15 protein-coding genes are annotated in these 15573 nt (G+C 72.1%); 7 read left to right on the top strand and 8 right to left on the bottom strand.

Annotated elements, in window-relative coordinates:
- Nucleotides 1-222: 222 nt before the first annotated feature.
- Nucleotides 223-1272: a medium chain dehydrogenase/reductase family protein gene (locus ACFW6A_RS38610; RefSeq protein ID WP_386646549.1), complete on the bottom strand. Its 1050-nt coding sequence runs from the start codon at nucleotides 1270-1272 to the stop codon at nucleotides 223-225.
- Nucleotides 1273-1406: 134 nt separating this feature from the next.
- On the bottom strand, nucleotides 1407-1970 hold the full coding sequence (locus ACFW6A_RS38605) for a TetR/AcrR family transcriptional regulator (protein WP_351856630.1): 564 nt from the start codon (nucleotides 1968-1970) through the stop codon (nucleotides 1407-1409).
- Between the two features lie 153 nt (nucleotides 1971-2123).
- On the opposite strand from ACFW6A_RS38605, the gene ACFW6A_RS38600 reads away from it, so the two are divergent.
- From ACFW6A_RS38600 to ACFW6A_RS38585, 4 genes are all read left to right on the top strand, one after another.
- Nucleotides 2124-2678, top strand: coding sequence for an SRPBCC family protein (locus ACFW6A_RS38600; protein WP_386646546.1), 555 nt, complete (start codon nucleotides 2124-2126; stop codon nucleotides 2676-2678).
- Nucleotides 2679-3596: 918 nt separating this feature from the next.
- The gene (gene bla, locus ACFW6A_RS38595) at nucleotides 3597-4511 is read left to right on the top strand and encodes a class A beta-lactamase (protein WP_386480326.1); all 915 of its coding nucleotides are present in this window, start codon (nucleotides 3597-3599) and stop codon (nucleotides 4509-4511) included.
- 504 nt (nucleotides 4512-5015) lie between these two features.
- Nucleotides 5016-6035, top strand: a complete 1020-nt coding sequence (locus tag ACFW6A_RS38590) for a hypothetical protein (RefSeq protein WP_386480324.1) — start codon at nucleotides 5016-5018, stop codon at nucleotides 6033-6035.
- Between the two features lie 13 nt (nucleotides 6036-6048).
- Complete coding sequence (locus ACFW6A_RS38585; RefSeq protein ID WP_386646544.1) at nucleotides 6049-7134, top strand: hypothetical protein; 1086 nt, start codon at nucleotides 6049-6051, stop codon at nucleotides 7132-7134.
- Nucleotides 7135-7826: 692 nt separating this feature from the next.
- On the opposite strand, the gene ACFW6A_RS38580 is transcribed toward ACFW6A_RS38585, so the two are convergent.
- The 3 genes from ACFW6A_RS38580 to ACFW6A_RS38570 all read right to left on the bottom strand — a co-directional run bounded on the left by ACFW6A_RS38580 (nucleotide 7827) and on the right by ACFW6A_RS38570 (nucleotide 10612).
- Nucleotides 7827-9005 carry a GDSL-type esterase/lipase family protein gene (locus ACFW6A_RS38580; protein WP_386646542.1) on the bottom strand — a complete coding sequence of 393 codons (1179 nt, stop codon included), beginning with the start codon at nucleotides 9003-9005 and terminating at the stop codon, nucleotides 7827-7829.
- Between the two features lie 37 nt (nucleotides 9006-9042).
- Nucleotides 9043-9612 (bottom strand): TetR/AcrR family transcriptional regulator, encoded by a 570-nt coding sequence (locus tag ACFW6A_RS38575; RefSeq protein ID WP_386646540.1) that lies wholly within the window; start codon nucleotides 9610-9612, stop codon nucleotides 9043-9045.
- Between the two features lie 535 nt (nucleotides 9613-10147).
- Nucleotides 10148-10612 carry a transposase family protein gene (locus ACFW6A_RS38570; protein WP_386646538.1) on the bottom strand — a complete coding sequence of 155 codons (465 nt, stop codon included), beginning with the start codon at nucleotides 10610-10612 and terminating at the stop codon, nucleotides 10148-10150.
- Between the two features lie 318 nt (nucleotides 10613-10930).
- On the opposite strand from ACFW6A_RS38570, the gene ACFW6A_RS38565 reads away from it, so the two are divergent.
- Complete coding sequence (locus ACFW6A_RS38565) at nucleotides 10931-11356, top strand: hypothetical protein (RefSeq protein ID WP_386646536.1); 426 nt, start codon at nucleotides 10931-10933, stop codon at nucleotides 11354-11356.
- Between the two features lie 13 nt (nucleotides 11357-11369).
- Nucleotides 11370-11555 carry a hypothetical protein gene (locus ACFW6A_RS38560; protein ID WP_386480309.1) on the top strand — a complete coding sequence of 62 codons (186 nt, stop codon included), beginning with the start codon at nucleotides 11370-11372 and terminating at the stop codon, nucleotides 11553-11555.
- Between the two features lie 856 nt (nucleotides 11556-12411).
- Here ACFW6A_RS38560 and ACFW6A_RS38555 read toward each other — a convergent pair.
- Both ACFW6A_RS38555 and ACFW6A_RS38550 read right to left on the bottom strand, forming a co-directional pair.
- Nucleotides 12412-12861: a hypothetical protein gene (locus tag ACFW6A_RS38555; RefSeq protein ID WP_386480306.1), complete on the bottom strand. Its 450-nt coding sequence runs from the start codon at nucleotides 12859-12861 to the stop codon at nucleotides 12412-12414.
- A gap of 278 nt (nucleotides 12862-13139) precedes the next feature.
- The gene (locus tag ACFW6A_RS38550) at nucleotides 13140-13568 is read right to left on the bottom strand and encodes a transposase (protein WP_386646534.1); all 429 of its coding nucleotides are present in this window, start codon (nucleotides 13566-13568) and stop codon (nucleotides 13140-13142) included.
- A 404-nt stretch (nucleotides 13569-13972) separates the two neighbouring features.
- Here ACFW6A_RS38550 and ACFW6A_RS38545 point away from each other — a divergent pair, with 404 nt between their 5' ends.
- On the top strand, nucleotides 13973-14605 hold the full coding sequence (locus tag ACFW6A_RS38545) for a phosphodiesterase (protein WP_386646532.1): 633 nt from the start codon (nucleotides 13973-13975) through the stop codon (nucleotides 14603-14605).
- A gap of 32 nt (nucleotides 14606-14637) precedes the next feature.
- On the opposite strand, the gene ACFW6A_RS38540 is transcribed toward ACFW6A_RS38545, so the two are convergent.
- Nucleotides 14638-15228 carry a hypothetical protein gene (locus ACFW6A_RS38540; RefSeq protein ID WP_386646530.1) on the bottom strand — a complete coding sequence of 197 codons (591 nt, stop codon included), beginning with the start codon at nucleotides 15226-15228 and terminating at the stop codon, nucleotides 14638-14640.
- Nucleotides 15229-15573: the final 345 nt, after the last annotated feature.

Here is a 15573-nt window from a genome sequence, read left to right as displayed (position 1 = left end):
CCCGCCCCCCGGACCCGTCCCCTCTGACCCGCGCCCCACGCCGCACGCCCGTCGGCGACAGCGCCACCGCCCCCCCTCCCCCCGCGGATCGCCGGGGGGGGCGCCCCCGCCGTCGATCCCGGACCCGAAGCGGCCGCCGGTCTGCTGATCTTCCGCTGTGGCATGTCCGCGCGGCACTATCCCGGAAGCCCCGTTGCGCGGTCGTTCTCGACGATCGGGGGGTCAGGCGCTGGGGTCGGCCCCCGGTACGAGCACGACCTTGCCGACGACCGTGCCGGACTCCGCGTGCCGTAGCGCGGCTGCCGCCTGGTGCAGGGGGTACACGCGGTCGACCTGTGCCCGAACGGTCCCGTCACGCAGCAGTTCGAAGACTTCGGTGAGGTCTTCGCTCAGGGTGGCCCGGTACCGCTGCGGGTTTCGGGCCTTTCCGGCCCACAGGTTGAAGAAGTGGGCGCTGCGTCCGTTGGGCAGGGCGTTCCACAGCGCCAGCCGGGCCACGAGCCGCAGGACCGTGAGGGTGCCGTTTCCCGCCTGGTCACGGGTCGAGGCGCTGCCGTAGGAGACGAGCGTGCCGCCGGGAGCGAGCATGCGCCAGGAGTCCTCGATGCCCTTGCCGCCGACGTGGTCGAAGACCGCCGCGACCCCGTGCGGAGCCAGTTCCCGTACCCGGGCGGGCACGTCGTCCCGGTAGTCGACGGGCAGCGCTCCCAGCGCGGCGACGGCCTCCTGGTTGCGGGCCGAGGCGGTGCCGATGACCCGTACGCCCCGGGTCCGGGCGAGCTGGACCAGTACGCTGCCGACGCCGCCGTTGGCCCCGTGGACGACGATGGTGTCGCCCGGCCGGACGTGCGCCGTGCGGAACAGCATCCGCCAGGCCGTCGCCCCGTTCGTCACGAGCGTCTCGGCCTCCACCGCGCCGACTCCCTCCGGTACGGGTACGAGGTCGGCGGCGTCCAGCAGGACGTGGTCGGCCCAGCCGCCGGTCTTGGTGAGGGCGGCCACCCGCCGGCCCACGGCAGGGCCGGGCCGTCCGTCGGCGGTCGGAGCCCCCAGTTCCTCGACGATGCCGACGAGGTCGTAACCGGGGACGAAGGGGAACGCCGGCATGTCGTAGTACTTGCCGCGGCGCATCTGCTGTTCGGCGAAGCTCACACCGCTGGCCTCGACGCGGACCAGGGCCTGGCCGGGGCCCGGCTGGGGACGTTCCCGCAGGCGGACTTCGAGGCTCTCGGGCTCGCCGACGGCGGGGAGGACGATCTCGGTGATGGTCATGGGTGCTCCTCGGAAGGTAGGGGTACGAATCGAAATAAATAGAGTGGTCAATCACTCACTCTTGGGCCCGGGCGGACGGCCGCCGCTTCGCGGGCGAGCGGCGGCCGGGCGGCCTGTCGGGGGAGGGGGGCGGGTCAGTAGTGGACGATGCCCGCGGCCAGCGTGCGCGTCCACGGAGCGTCGACGGAGGAGGCGTCCAGGGAGACGATCAGGTGGCAGAGCATGCCGGCCGCGAAGAACTTCTGGACCTGCTCCTCGCTGCCGCCCGAGGCGCCGCGGACGTACTCCACCGTGCGGGCGTACCCGGTGCGGACGGCCTCCCTGATCGCCGGTTCGGAGACGGCCGCCGCCTGGGCGTGCAGCTGAACCAGAAGCAGGTCGTTGTCGCTGATCAGCCGGGCGTAGGCGTCCCCCATGGAGTCGAGCACGGCCTGTGCCTCGCTGCTGGTGACCTCGGCCGCACCCTGCTCCAGGGCGGCGCGCACCCGGGTGAAGCAGTGCTCGACGACGGCGGTGAAGAGGGCCTCCTTGTTGGGGAAGAGGCGGTAGACGTACGCCTGCGAGATGCCGGCCGCCTTGGCGACCTCCCCGGTCGTCGTGCCGAAGTATCCGCGTGCCGCGAACGCCCCGATGGCGGTGCGCAGCACCGTTTCCCTGCGCTCCTCGGCGGTGGACAGTCGGCGGGGTTCGGTGTTCATGTGAGTACTCAATCACTCACACTCTTCATTCGTCAACCAATCCTCGATTTCTGCGCTTGCGAACTGCAGAGTTGACGCTCAAAAGAGTGAGTGATTGGCTACTCACATATCGAGGCCGGGTGATGCCGAACCCCACCGGGCCTCCCTCTGTCCATGCCGCTCCTCCGACATCAGCAGGAGACACCCATACTTTCCCTCGCCCACGCCGCCTCCGGCCTCCTTGCCGCCGTCATCGGCGCCGCCCACCTCGCCCCCCAGTCCGTGACCATCGACGAAACGGCGCCCGTGATCACCCGCGACGCCATCGTCATCCACGCCCCGGCCGGCCGCGTCTGGCGCATCCAGACCGACGTGGAGGGATGGCCCGCCTGGCAGCCGGCCGTCAGCTCCGTCGTCAAGAAGACCAACGGCGCCCTGCGGCCGGGGTCGTCCTGGGTGTGGTCCACCGAAGGCCTGGAGAACATCACCTCGACGGTCGAACAGATCGAACACGGACGTCGCATCGTGTGGGGAGGCCCGGCAGCCGGCATCACCGCCGTCCACGTCTGGACCTTCGAACCGACCGAGGGCGGAGTCATCGTGCGCACCGAGGAGTCATGGACCGGCGAGCCGGTCGACGCCCACACCGAGTACCTGCAGGAAGCCCTGGGCGCGTCCCTCGACCACTGGCTCGACAACCTCAAGCACCGCGCCGAACAGGGCATGTGACACCTCCTCACCTACACGGACCGCTCCCGGCCCCCGGCCGGGCGCCCACGGCCGCGAAGAACGCGGCAGGGCCTGGTTACTGCTCGATTCACGCCCAGGGCTCGGGCAGGTACACCCTCGTACGCAGGAACGCCGCGATCGTCGCCGCGTCGCGTGGACCGGAGAAGTGAAACAGGGCCGCTTCGTCGGCCTTCGCCTCCTCCTCCCGGCCCTCGCCTTCGTCGTGTCGCCAGCGCCGACGATCCGCCCGTCCTCGTCGTGCCGCAGGTGTACCTTGCGCTTGCCCCTGGTGAACGCGCGGGAGGCGACCTGATCGGCGCGGTGGGGGAGTGGAGCGCGGGGCTCCTCGCCGCCGTCCGGCACTCCCAGGGCCTCCACCTGCTCCTCGGCGAACGATCCGCCGGCTTCGACGCAGCCTCCCGTGCCGAGAGGGAACAGAGCGGTCACCAAGGCGATCGGGCGGACAAGGGCCGCGGGGAGGCAAGGCGTACTCGTCCCCCACGATCCGCGCCTCCCTGCGCGAGGCGAGTCAAGCGCACCTTCCCGAACGAGAAAGACCAGGTCCACACCCGCCAGGAGTTCGGCTCCCGGGATGGTCACCCGTCCGGACTCGGCGACTACGACTACGACTACAGGCGGCGGCATGCGGTCGAGTGCGGGAACAACCGGCTCGATCACGGCTACCCACGCCCATCCCCGCAGCTGCCTGGCCGTTCTCGGTCTCGATGCCGCCGTCCGCTGCGACGAACGGCTCCACGAACCGGCCATCCGGACACGGTCTGAGTACGGGTACTCATGCGTTCCGGTGCAAGGGCGGGTGAGGGTGGCGGAAAGATCTCCGGCCGACTGAACCGCATGGCGTCGAACCGTCGGAGGAACGCACTTTGACCGGACATCAGCAACGTGAAGGGAACGAACTTGCCCAGCACAGGACCCCACCCTTCCCGCCGTACCGCGCTCGCCCTCGGCGCCGGCGCGGCCCTCGGCACCGTCCTGCCCTTCGGGGCGCCGGCCCACGCCGTCTCCGGCCGGGACGGTGTCACCGCGCGCCTCAGCGAGCTCGAGCAGCGCCACTCCGCCCGCATGGGCGTGTACGCCCGCAACATGCGCACCGGACGCACGGTGGCCTACCGGGCGGACGAGCGCTTCCCGATGTGCTCGCTGTTCAAGACGGTCGCCGCGGCGGCGGTGCTGCGCGACCTCGACCAGGACGGCGAGTTCCTGGCCAAGCGCATCCACTACACCGCGGCGTACGTCGAACGGTCCGGCTACTCGCCCGTCACCGATACGGCCAAGAACATCGCGAACGGCATGACCGTTGCCGAGCTGTGCGACGCCACCATCTGCCACAGCGACAACACCGCGGGGAATTTGCTGCTCGTCGAGCTGGGCGGCCCGACGGCCGTCACCGGGTTCTGCCGCTCGATCGGCGACGGCCGAACCCGGCTGGACCGCTGGGAGCCGGAGCTCAACTCGGCGGAGCCGTGGCGGCGGACGGACACCACCACGCCCCGCGCCATCGGCGGCACGTACGCCCGTCTGGTGCTCGGCGACGCCCTGGCAGGCCCTGACCGGGAGCGGCTCACCGGGTGGCTGCTGGCCAATACGACCAGCCTCGAACGGTTCCGTGCCGGCCTTCCGGCCGACTGGATCCTCGCGGACAAAACCGGCGGCGGCAGCTACGGCGGTAACAACGACGTCGGCGTTGCCTGGACGCCGGACGGCACGCCGGTCCTGCTGGCCGTTCTGACGACCAAGCACGAGCAGGACGCCGTGGGCGACCACCCGCTGGTGGCCGCCACGGCCGCCCTCCTCGCAGCCGAGCTCGGCTAGCACTCCACTCGCGGGGCGGGCCGACCCACCGGCACCGCCCCGCCACCGCCCCGCTTCCGGTGCCGGGCTGGGCTGGGCTGACGTGAAGGAGGCGAACGGATCAGGCCCTTGACACGGCGGCCGCCTGTGGTGACGTCGGGCTACGGAGGAGGGAGGGGCCCATTCCTCCTGCGCTGCGACGCTTCGCGCTGCCGGGCCAACACCGGCTCCGCGACCGCCGAGGTGAAGAGAACCGCCGCAGTGACCGGGGGCGGAAGCGTACGTCCCCGGGCGAGCGTGCAGGGGCCGCAGGCCGTGCCATCGGCGGCGACGGCCAGGGGTGCTTCTCGCGCCTCTGCCTGCGCGTCGCACCCCGTCGGCCTCAGAGAGGCATCAGACCACGGGGGGAAGACGGTTCGTCTTCGGGTTCGCGCCGTCTCGGCCGGCGGCCGGGCACGGGGGTGGCGTGGGCGGCCCCTCCGGCGTGTGTCACGATCTTCCCCGATCTGTGGGGGGTGTTGCTGAATGGCGCAGGACATTGCGCTGCGGCCGGTGGTGGATCCGGCCCTCGAGGACGCGGAGCGCGCGCTGCTGGAGAAGTCCGCCGACGGGCTCTTCCCGGCCACGCTGCCGCTGCCCGAGGAGCCGGGGCTGGGCGGCCGTACCAAGGCGGACATCTGGGCGGCCCTGGGGGCCTCCGCGGTGTGCGCCCTACTGCCGGTGACGATCCTGTGGGCGCTGATCGGCGTGTGGCCCGGCCTGGCCGTCGGGCTCGCGGCGCAGGCGGGGCTGATCTGGGTCGGGGTCCAGTTCGGGTTCGAGGCGTTCATCCTGACCGTCGTCGGCGTGCACCTGCTGGCCTGGCTGTCGATCGTCGCCCTCGGCTGCGGGACCGACGAGCGGCAGCGGGTGGCCCGGCTGCGCCACGGCCGCTACTACCTGGCCGAGGACTTCGGCGACGACTCCCTGCGCGAGCTGCTGGGCCACTCGCCGCTGCGCCGGATGGAGCGCGCCCAGGCCGCCGTGACGGCGGTGCTCCAGTCGCAGGTCGACCGGGACGGGCTGCTGGACGACATCGCCAACGACGTGACGCTGCCGGCCCAGCAGTACGAGATCGCCCAGCGCCTCGCCGAGCTGACCCGGTTGGCGCGGAGGGTGCGCACCGCTGCCGGGGACGCCTCCGGCTCGCGGGTGGAGGAGGTGCTGCGGACCCAGCGGCAGGCGCTGCGGCTGTCGTCGAGCGCGCTGGAGGAGCGGGTGGAGGCGCTGGAGCGGTACGCCGAGAACACCCGCGCGGCGGACGCGGCGTACCGCGAGTGGGAGGCCGTACGAGAGCTGGAGCAACTCGGCGAGGACATGTACGAGCTGGTGGTGAACACGGTGCGGGACGAGCTGGCCGTCGCCGAGATCGAGGGGCTCGCCGACCGGTCCCGGCTCCATGACCTGCACCGGGTGCTGGACGAGGCGCGGGAGGCGGGGCTGCTGGCCACGCGGTTCGCCGACGAGCCGGCCGACCGCCGGTCCGGCGACAGCGGCCGGGCGTGAGGGGGAGGACGACATGGCGCAGACATCCCAGCCGGGACCCGAGGTCCACTCCGGCCGCGGCAAGAAGACCTTCGACCGGATCCCGGCCGGGTTCTACCTGGCCGGCGTCCTGGTGATCCTCTTCGAGGTGGTCGCGCTCGGCGCGGTGGGCCTCGCCCTGGCCTTCGGCGGCCCGAGCGACGAGGGGGCAGCCCCGGACGAGGAACCCCGGCGGGTCGAGGTCACCTACATCGCGACGGGCGACCACCCCTCGGTGAACCTCACCGTCGGGGAGGCGAACGGCAACCACGAGTCCCACGGGATCGTCATCCTGCCGTACCGCAAGACCGTCGAGCTGGCGGCGGGCGCCGACTTCTACCTGGACGTCAAAAGCCGCGAGGACCAGGAAGGGGGCACCCTCACGTGCACCGTGCTGGTCGGCGGCAAGGTGGTCCAGCAGGCGCACAGCACACCGGCCTCCTCGTCCGCCACCTGCGCCGGCAGCACCGCGGACGCCCCGCTGCGGGGCGTCCCCGTGCCCACTCTCACCCCCGGCGCCTCCCCGCTGCCCGAGGAGCGGCGGCTCACCGGGACCGTCAAGGTGCCGGACTACCCGGGCGAGGGCTCGCCGGTCATCGGCACCGTCACGGACTCCTTCCTGGAGTACGCGGAGCTGGGCGGCACGTGGGACCGGAGCAGGACGCAGGACCCGATCTCCGACGGCTTCACCCGCAAGCAGGAGGGGCGCCGGCGCGCCCTCGTGAAGTCCACGCAGGTCGACGAGGACATCATGGCCGCGGCCGGCGGCACCGGGGAGCTGCGGGGCGTGGCGGGCGCGGTGATGGACGAGCGGCGGCGCTACGACTACCCCCGCGACCAGGCGATCCTGGTCGACGTCGCCTCGCAGCCGCTGAAGATCGACGGACGTGACGCCTGGCTGCTGGTCAGCGAGATCCACTTCCACAAGCGCGGGGTGCCGTCCACGATGGACCTGAACGCGGTCCTCGTGGTCGACACCGGGCGGGCCCGCCCCTCGGTGCTGTGGGTCGTACTGCCGGAGACGAACAAGAAGCTCTGGCCCGACCTGAACACCCTGGTCGCATCCGTCCAGGTCCGCTGACCCGCACCGATGCGGGACGGGCCCGGGCACGCGACGCGTCCCGGGCCCGCCCCGCGGAGCGCGGCGCCGGCCGCCGCCTCGATGCGGACACGCGGGGGGTGGCCCGCTACGCCTCTTCACCCGGAGAGTGCTCCTTCCCCCGCAGCCGACAAAACCTTCGGCACATCCCGTGGTTGCAGGCCAGGAGCACTCTCCGCTTATTCGACCAAGCCTCGGACGCCCCGCTCCGTGAAAGCGCGAGGTCGATGCCACCACAGGTCTTGCTGCGGAGAGAGGCCGGTCGCGTCGTCCTCGGGGAAGCGACGGGATCAGCGCCCGCCCCGGTGGCCGCGGGGGACGGCCGCCTGCGGGCGTTGCCGCCGGTGGTCGTAGCGACTGGGGGGAGCGGTCGTCATGGCCGCTCACCATGCTCGTGGTCCACCACCACGGGGCTCACCGAGGGTGGTCGCTCGAACCTCGGGGGCGGTCTGTCCGTCCCGGTGAGAACTGCTCCGGAGCGGGCTGGCGCCGGGTGGAACTGCAGGTCAGGAAGGAATTTCCCGCCCCCGCTGGGCCGGCCCCTCTTTCACGGTGCTTCGACGGGACTCGCACATCTGCTCCCCGCGTGTGCGGGGACGGCTCTTGGCCGGCCGCTTGGGAGTCGTAGCGCAGCCACTCTCTTCGCCGGGCGCGGGTCATCCGGGTCATCCGGGTCAGCCCGTCGTGACGGCGAAGGGGCCGTTGTCCGCGAAGACGAGCCTGGCGAAGTTCTCGCCGATGCGGCGGTGCCCTTCGGGGCCGGGGTGGATGGCGTCCGGCAGGGGGAACTCGTCGTGGTCGCTCTCGCCGTAGAGGTCGAGTCCGTCGAGGTGGTGGAGGTGGGGGTCCTCGGCGGACCGCTGCTCGACGATGCCGGCCAGGACGTCGCGGACGATCGTGAGCGTCAGACGTCCGGCGGCGGTCTCGGCCGGATCACCGGTGGCCTTGAACTTCAACGTTCCACCGGAGAGGTCAGGCATGAGAGGTCCGGGGGTGTTCTCGTGGGTCGGACACAGGATGGGGGAGACCAGGAGCAAGGGGGTTGTGGGGTGGCCCTCGCGGATGGTGTCGAGGAAGCCGTGGAGGGCGGGGGCGAAGGCGCGCAGCCGCATGACGTCGCTGTTGACGACGTTGATGCCGAGCTTCAGGCTGATCAGGTCCGCGGGGGTGTCGCGGATCGCGCGGGCGGTGAACGGGTCGACCAGCGCGCTGCCGCCGAATCCGAGGTTGATCAGCTCCACGTCGCCTGCGGCGGCCGCCAGGGCGGGCCAGATGGTGCTGGGGGAGGCCGCGTTGGATCCGTGGCTGATCGAGCTGCCGTGGTGCAGCCACACCCGGCGCCCCCGGTCCGGGGCGGGCTCGACGGGGGCGTCGGTGCGCAGTGCGATGACCTCGGTGATCTCCGCGTGCGGGAGCCAGATCTCGATGTCCTTCTCGCCGGTGGGGAGGTCGGCGAAGCGGGCGGTGCCGGCGGGGCCCGGGGTGAATTCCGCAGTCTGGGTCTGCATGTCGGTGATGGTGCGCAGGTTCCCGCCCTCCACGGTGGCCTGGGCGGTGAGGCGGCCGTCGACCAGGAGGTCGTAGATGCCGTCCGGCGGGGGCGGGAAGCCCCGGTAGACGCGCTTGGTGGGCAGGGTGTCCAGGCGGATGGTGGTGGCGCTGGTACGGAAGGCCAGCCGGACACCGGAGGGCTGGGCCTCGGCCACGGCCAGCTGGTCGTCGGGGACCTGGCGGCGCGCCCGGCTGGGCAGCCGGTGCGGGAGCAGGCCGTGGGCGGTCTCCTCCACGTCGAGGTGCCCGCGCAGGAAGTCGGCGGTCAGGGGTGTGGTGATCAGGTTCTGTTCGGTGCTCATTGCCTCAAGCCTTTTGGTTCTGTGGCGGGGCGGCCGGTCAGGGGGTGGTCCGGCTCCGCAGCGCGCTGTCGAGGCAGTCCAGGGTCCAGGCCCAGGACTGCTGAGCGGCGACGTCCGTGTGGTCGAAAGCGCCGGCCGCCTCCAGGGAGGCGTAGCCGTGGAAGACGCTGCCCAGCATGCGGACCGCGTGCGTCTGGTCCGGCTCCGTGAGGTCGTAGCCCCGCAGGATCGCCCGCGTCATCTGGGCATGCCGGACGCCGGCGCTGGCCGCGGCGGTCTGCGGGTCGAGCCGGTACCGCGCTGCTTCGTACCGGCCGGGGTGCGCCCGGGCGTAGTCCCGGTAGGCGTTCGCGAACGCTGTCAGGGCGTCCCTGCCCGCGCGCCCGGCCACGGCGTCGGCGACCCGGTCGGCGAGCTCCTCCAGTGCGAACAGCGCGATCCGGGTCTTGAGCTCGTGGGAGCTCTTCACGTGCGCGTACAGGCTCGCCGGCTTCACGTCGAAACGCCGGGCGAGCGCGGACAGGGTCACCTGCCCGAAACCGGCCTCATCTGCGAGTTCCGCACCGGCGAGCGTCAGCCGCTCCGGGCTCAGTCCTGCCCGAACCACACCCATCACCTACTCTCAGTATGCCTATAGCCAGTATGCATCTACCTATAGCCTATAGGTAAACAGTGTAGGCCTTAAGGTTTGGCGGCTCCGCCGAGAGGCGGGCACGAGGGCAGAGCTCATGAGGCCGCACGGGCATCCCTGCCATGATTCGCACAAAAGCCCCCTTACCCCGGCAAGATCGAACGTGACAGGCGGGCGACCACGAAGCGCCGTTCCGGTTCGCGGAACTCGTTCGCGCTCAAAGAAAGGTCCGGGACCCTTCCGAGAAGGGTCGGGCACGGCATCCGGAGCGTGACGGCTCCTCAAGAAGCCTCCCTGCATCACGCGAACGACGTCGAGCGCCACCCCTGCCCACCCTGCCGGGCCGAACCCGGCTCGCCCTGCCGCTCGCGCTCCGCCGCGGCCGCCCATACCCACCACAGCGGCCGCTTCACTGGCTGATCGTTTCGGAATGAGGTTCGGAGGCGTCGCAAGCAGATGATGCTGCAGGCGAGTTGGAGCAGCCCGAGGTGGAGGACATGACGGCCGGTGATCAGGTGGTGCTTGCTGCCCGGACGTGCGCGGTCGACATCGTGCTCCGGCTGACGGACATGCCAAGCACGGCAGCTAAGCGTCCGCCGGCTCGACCAGCCAGGGCGAGGCCGACCGTGGTCAGGATGGAACGCAGTCGTTCGGTGTGCCGGCGGTGCCTGCGGGTGAGACCGGACACCCGCTCCACGAACGTGCGACGTGGGCACTTGGTGTTCCCGCACCGGAACCGCCGGACCCGCAGCTGGAGTACGACGCTTCGTCCGGCGCTCGGGGCGTCAGCGAGAAACCGCAGGTAGGAGCTGTGAACCCGGGTCGAGCAGACTCCGCATCCGGGGCAGGCGGCGCCGGCCGCGGTGCACTGCGCGTCAAGGCGCACGTTCTCGACATCCACGTCCACCGACCGCACCGCGATGTCCGCGATCGCAGGGAACAACAGCGCCTTCAGCTGGAGCGCAACGTCGTCCACGACCCGGACTGTCGGCCCAGCAGCACTGACCACCGTCCATTTCCGGGCGACTTCACATACCGCCCGGAGACGCTCAGCCGTCACTCACCGTGGCCACTGCACGAAAGCTGAGCCAGAACCTGTTCAGCAGCAGCGTTTGTCTGCCGGTTTGGGCGTCAGTTGGTGATCACTGGGCCTTGGGATGTTCACGAGAGATGGCGTCAGCGCACGGACCAGCATGGCCGGGACCGCTGACCGAGTGCCAGGGGGGACATGTCGGCGCCCCGGAAGGACGTTCGCCGCCTGCCGTTTAACCTCCTTCTCTTGAGGCGCGGGATTATGGAAAAGTCGATCTTGGTTGAGTCCATCAGGTACTCCGCTGTGTGCCAGGGATGCGGTGCCGAGGTGGAGTGGTGCGGTGTTCAGGCGCTGGTGGGCGAGGCACTGCGGTGGGATGTTGAGACGACGTGTCCGGCATGCGGGTTTGCCCTGGCTGTGTGTGGCGGTGACCTGCCGGAGGAACTGCGTGGCCAACTGCTCTCCGAGCACGGGCGGGCAAGGTTGCGAGTAGCCCCGCCGACGAGGAATACCGTCATCATGCGGGTGCTGCGGGCGGAACTCGGTATCGGCCCGGACGCCGTCCGGGCCGTGCTGGAGCAGGTCTTGACCGGGCAGTACTCAGGGACTCTGGCTGAGATGGAGCACCTGGCGCGGAAGCTGCGGGCATCAGGCATCGAAGCCGCCGCTTCACGGACGGCGGATTGAGTGACCCTGCCGGATGGAACGACTGGGTTCGGCGAGGGCGGCGGGCCTCGACACGGACACCGACGGCGTCTACGCCGTCGGCCTCCTACGGGCCGAGCATCCGCTCCGGGACGGCGAGCCCGACACCGCACGCGCCTACGTGTGCCAGGAGTACGCGCCGTGGGCCCGTGCCGAGCACGCCGCCTTCTTCCGCACCTGACCACTGTTTTCGGCCGGGCGCCGCTCTCTGCCGCGCCGGGAAGGACCGGACGGCCTTCCCGGGGTTCCGGCCGTCGCCGGCGGCAGCCAGAACCCCGGGGCCCGCGCCTGGCCAGAGCACCTCGCCTTGCCCATCACCCGGTGGGCCACAACGGTCTTCCGGACCCTGTAGCCCGCCGGCCTGGTCCGGTACGGCAGTGCCCGCTGTTGACCGGAAGGCGGTGGGCGCCGGTCCCCTCGGGAGGGGTGAAGAGGGGCCGGCGCCGGCCGCGGGGACGGCGGTCCTGTACGCCGCCCCACCGCGACCGTACGAGCCCCGCACCCAGGGCGCAGTTCCTGATGGGCCGCCAGAGGGGCGGCCAGGCCCCCTGAACCCTCTTCGTCTTCACCGCCCCGCACGGTGGGCGCTGCCGTTTCGGGACGTGGGCTGTTCTGGCCCGGTGGCATGCCGGGCGTGGGTGATCGGGGTGATGCTGACCACGTTCCCACACCCTCGCCATCCGGCCCCGCCTCGAACGGGTCGTCACGCTCTCAAAGCGGGCGGCCTGTACGACCTCTACGTCCGGGTCGCCTGACCCCGCAGCACCACGGGCCCGCCGCCGCGGCCCCGTCAGGGCGGTGGGCCCCGCTTCCTCCGGGCGGAGGTGCTCGCGGCTCCTCGTACGCTCGGTATGAGGCCGGGTGGTCCGACGAAGGCCGAGGGGATCCGACTGGAGCCGCACGTGCCGACGTCAGGGCAGCGTGGCGGCCGGGGGAGCGACCGTCGCAGCGCCGCCCGGATCGCTGCCGCCGTCAGAGCCGTCGTCACCCGCGCCCTCACCGTCCGGTGAGGACGGGGAGCGCTCTGATCGGCGCGGTCAGGTCACCGAGATCTGCCACTTGCCGTGTTCGGACAGGGTGACGTATCCATGCCGGGGAAGGCGCAAGGTGCCCTTCTGGGTGGCGGCGGAGGTGAAGCGGATCAGCTGCTTCCCGCCGTCGGCCGGCGTGTAGATGATGGTGCCGGGGGAGTCGATGAAGTCGTAGGGCACCACCGGGGCGTATTCGAAGTACGGCTTGGGACGGAAATAGCCGAAGGTCCGGGTTCCCTTTCCCCGGGCTGTTCGGGGCGGGAGCTGAGGCAGCGCGTCGCTGTCCACGATGCGCACCTTCCATCGGCCCAGGCCACTGGCGCCCTCGTTGCCCACGGTGACGCGCCAGATGGCGAGGGCGTCGCAGTCGGCCGGCAGGACGATGTGCGACGGCCCGGTCCGGCCGATGGTGACGAGCGTGTCGTATGCCCGCTGATGAGGGGAACCCTTCCGCACGGCCGACAGGTTGAACCTCGTGGTGAAACCCGCGCGGAACTCCAGAGGAACCGGCTTTCCCTCCCCCGCACCCGGTATCCCGACAACCCGGCTGCGTCAGCCGGACCATTGAGCGGGCGTGGTGCCCATGTTTCCTCCCCCATGTCGGTCGCGAAGCGCTCGGCAATCATGGTGGCACGGCGGGGCCGGCCCGGGCGTCCGGCGACGGGCGGGATGCCGTCGACCGGGGCGAGGGGTCTGGGTGACGTCGTTGACGTCGGCAGCGGTGGTGATGACCTTCAGCGGGGTGCCGCGTCCGCCGCAGACCAGGTGGTGTTTGCTGCCCGTCTTCCGCCGGTCGACCGGCGACGAGCCGGTGTCGGCTCCCTCTTTTTCGCCCGGGCATGGGAGCCGTCGGCGCACGCCCGGGACCAGTCCTGCTCGTCGGCCGCGTTCAGCTCGGCGAGCAGGACCCGGTGCAGCCGGTCGAAGACCCCGGCCTTCTGCCACCGATCCAGCCGCCGCCAGCGGGTCTGGCCCGAGCCGAATCCCAGCTCCAGCGGCAGCAGTTGCCAGGCGATGTCGTTGTGCAGCACGTACAGCATGCCCTCCAGGGACAGCCGGTCCGGCACCGGCGGAGGGCCAGGGGCCTTCTCCGGCCAGGGCGGCAGCAGCGGTTCGATCAGCGCCCACAGGCCACCGTCCACGATCCACGGCCGGGTACCCACACCATCCCGAACGGCCGAACCGTCACACCGGTCACGGCCGGCCAAGGGCGTTCAACAAGATCGTGTTACGAGCTCAACGTTCTGCTGGTGGTCCGCTCACGCTCTCCGGCACGACGGCCCCTCCACCCCTTTCCGGCGGGAAGGCGGCTCCGTCCTCGTGTCGGTGGCGGCGTGAGGGGTAGGCGCGGGAGCACACGCGCGTGAGGAGGCGGAACCATGTCCGTTCACCCCGAGGGCCGCGGAAGGGCGGCGTGGCGCTCCGCAGGTGCCTTCCGCTCCGAGCCGTCCGAGCGGGGGTGACGATGAACGTTCCCCGCCCCTCGCTCCAGGCGCTGACCCGCGGTTTGGCCCGACACCGCGGCCGACGGCCGGCCCTCCATCCGGACGGCCTCCTTCTATCGGGTGTGCTCGACGTCCTCCCCGCCGGTGACCGCCCCTGGGGCGTGGCGTGGCTGGACGCGGGAGGGCGGTACGACGTCACGGCGCGCTGGTCGCGGGCCGCCGGGCTGCCCGAGCGGCTCCCCGACGGGCTGGGCCTGGCGCTGAAGGTGCGGGACGCCGCGGGCCCGGGCCGCCCGCTGGACCTGCTTCTCACCTCCAGCGGGGCCGGCCCCATCACCCGGCACCTGCCCCTGCCCCGTACCGACGCCCTCGGCGGCCCCTACTCCACGCTGAGCGGCTACCGCTTCCCCGACCGGATCCGGGTCGTCGCCGCCTTCCCCGACGAACCCGGCCGCGCCCTCCCCGCGCGCCCGTCGGAGCTCGCCGCGGCGCTGGCCCGGCGACCGGCGCGCTTCCGGCTCTGCGCCGCGGCCCGCGGGGAGCGGTGGCGGCAGTTCGCCGCCCTCTCCGTGCGGTCCACGCGCCCCGATCCCGCCGCGCCGCCGGTCGCCTTCGACCCGTATGCGGCGAGCCTGGAGGACCTGCCACCCACCGACCGGCTCCGCAGCCTGCGCGAAGCCGCCTACGCCGGATCCCGCCAAGGCCGGGGCGCGGCGGAGCCGAGGCGGACACGCCGGCCGACCCACGACGCGTAGGCGCTCGCCCGTTCCCTCGGCGTGGAGGGCCGTCAGTCCCCGGCCCCGTCGTCCTCCCTCCTCTCGCCCTCGGCCCAGGACGGCGTCGTACGGGGTGCGCCGGAGGATTCGGGCTCCGGCGGCACGCCGGTCTCCGGCTTCCGCTCGCCCTCGGCCTCGGGACGGTGTCCGCTCGCTCCTGGACGGTCCTCCGTGTCGGTTCCGCGGGGTCGGCGGCCCCGGCGGCCCGCCGACCCCGCGACCGCCCGGGCCGTTTCCTCCCGGCCCCGACGCGCGAAGGGGGTGGGCAGGTCAGCGGGCGCTCGGGCGGCGGTCATCGTCGGCGGTGATCCGTCGCCCCGCCGACGCAGCAGCACGAGGGCGCCGAGGACGGCGCCCACCCCCATCAGCACCAGCCCGCGTGCCCGGACGCCCGCCTCGATCTGCGTCGCCAGAAGGACGCACGACAGGGCGCCGAGGACGGGTACGGCCGTGGGCGCGCGGAAGTGGTCGGCGTGGGCGGACCGGTCGTGCCGCAGGACCAGGGCCTCGGTGTTCACGTTGAAGAAGACGACCAGCAGGAGCAGCACCAGGGTGCCCGCCAGGACGTCGACCTCACCGGTCCCGGCGAGCAGCGCGGACACGACGGTCGTCGTGGCGATCGCGGCCCCCGGGATGCGCCGGTTCGGGAGGACGCGGACGGGAACGCGGGGAGAAGTCCCTCCCCGGCCATCCTGTCCGCCCGCCGGGAAGTCACGATCCCGGTCAGGAGGGGCCCGTTGGCTACCGCGATGGACGCGAACAGCCGCGGCGGTACCGTTCCGGCGGCCCGGACCACTTCCAGGAGGGGACAGTCGGAAGCGGCCCGGGTGGCCGTGGGGGGGGGGGGGGGGGGGGCGCCCCCCCCCCCCCCCGCGCCCCCCCCCCCCCCCCCCCCCCCCCCCCCCCCCCCCGCGGGGGGGGGGGCGGGGGGCGGGCACAGTGTACCC

Source organism: Streptomyces sp. NPDC058758, from assembly GCF_042746075.1.
Taxonomy (GTDB): Bacteria; Actinomycetota; Actinomycetes; order Streptomycetales; family Streptomycetaceae; genus Streptomyces.
Note: the sequence above shows the minus strand (reverse complement) of the source record. Positions and strands in the feature narration are given on the sequence as shown.

Bases quoted from the DNA above. Each gene is read 5' to 3' on its own strand.
- ACFW6A_RS38610 (WP_386646549.1), bottom strand. From the start codon at position 1,272: ATGACCATCACCGAGATCGTCCTCCCCGCCGTCGGCGAGCCCGAGAGC.
- ACFW6A_RS38605 (WP_351856630.1), bottom strand. From the start codon at position 1,970: ATGAACACCGAACCCCGCCGACTGTCCACCGCCGAGGAGCGCAGGGAA.
- ACFW6A_RS38600 (WP_386646546.1), top strand. From the start codon at position 2,124: ATGCCGCTCCTCCGACATCAGCAGGAGACACCCATACTTTCCCTCGCC.
- ACFW6A_RS38590 (WP_386480324.1), top strand. From the start codon at position 5,016: ATGGCGCAGGACATTGCGCTGCGGCCGGTGGTGGATCCGGCCCTCGAG.
- ACFW6A_RS38585 (WP_386646544.1), top strand. From the start codon at position 6,049: ATGGCGCAGACATCCCAGCCGGGACCCGAGGTCCACTCCGGCCGCGGC.
- ACFW6A_RS38580 (WP_386646542.1), bottom strand. From the start codon at position 9,005: ATGAGCACCGAACAGAACCTGATCACCACACCCCTGACCGCCGACTTC.
- ACFW6A_RS38565 (WP_386646536.1), top strand. From the start codon at position 10,931: ATGGAAAAGTCGATCTTGGTTGAGTCCATCAGGTACTCCGCTGTGTGC.
- ACFW6A_RS38560 (WP_386480309.1), top strand. From the start codon at position 11,370: ATGGAACGACTGGGTTCGGCGAGGGCGGCGGGCCTCGACACGGACACC.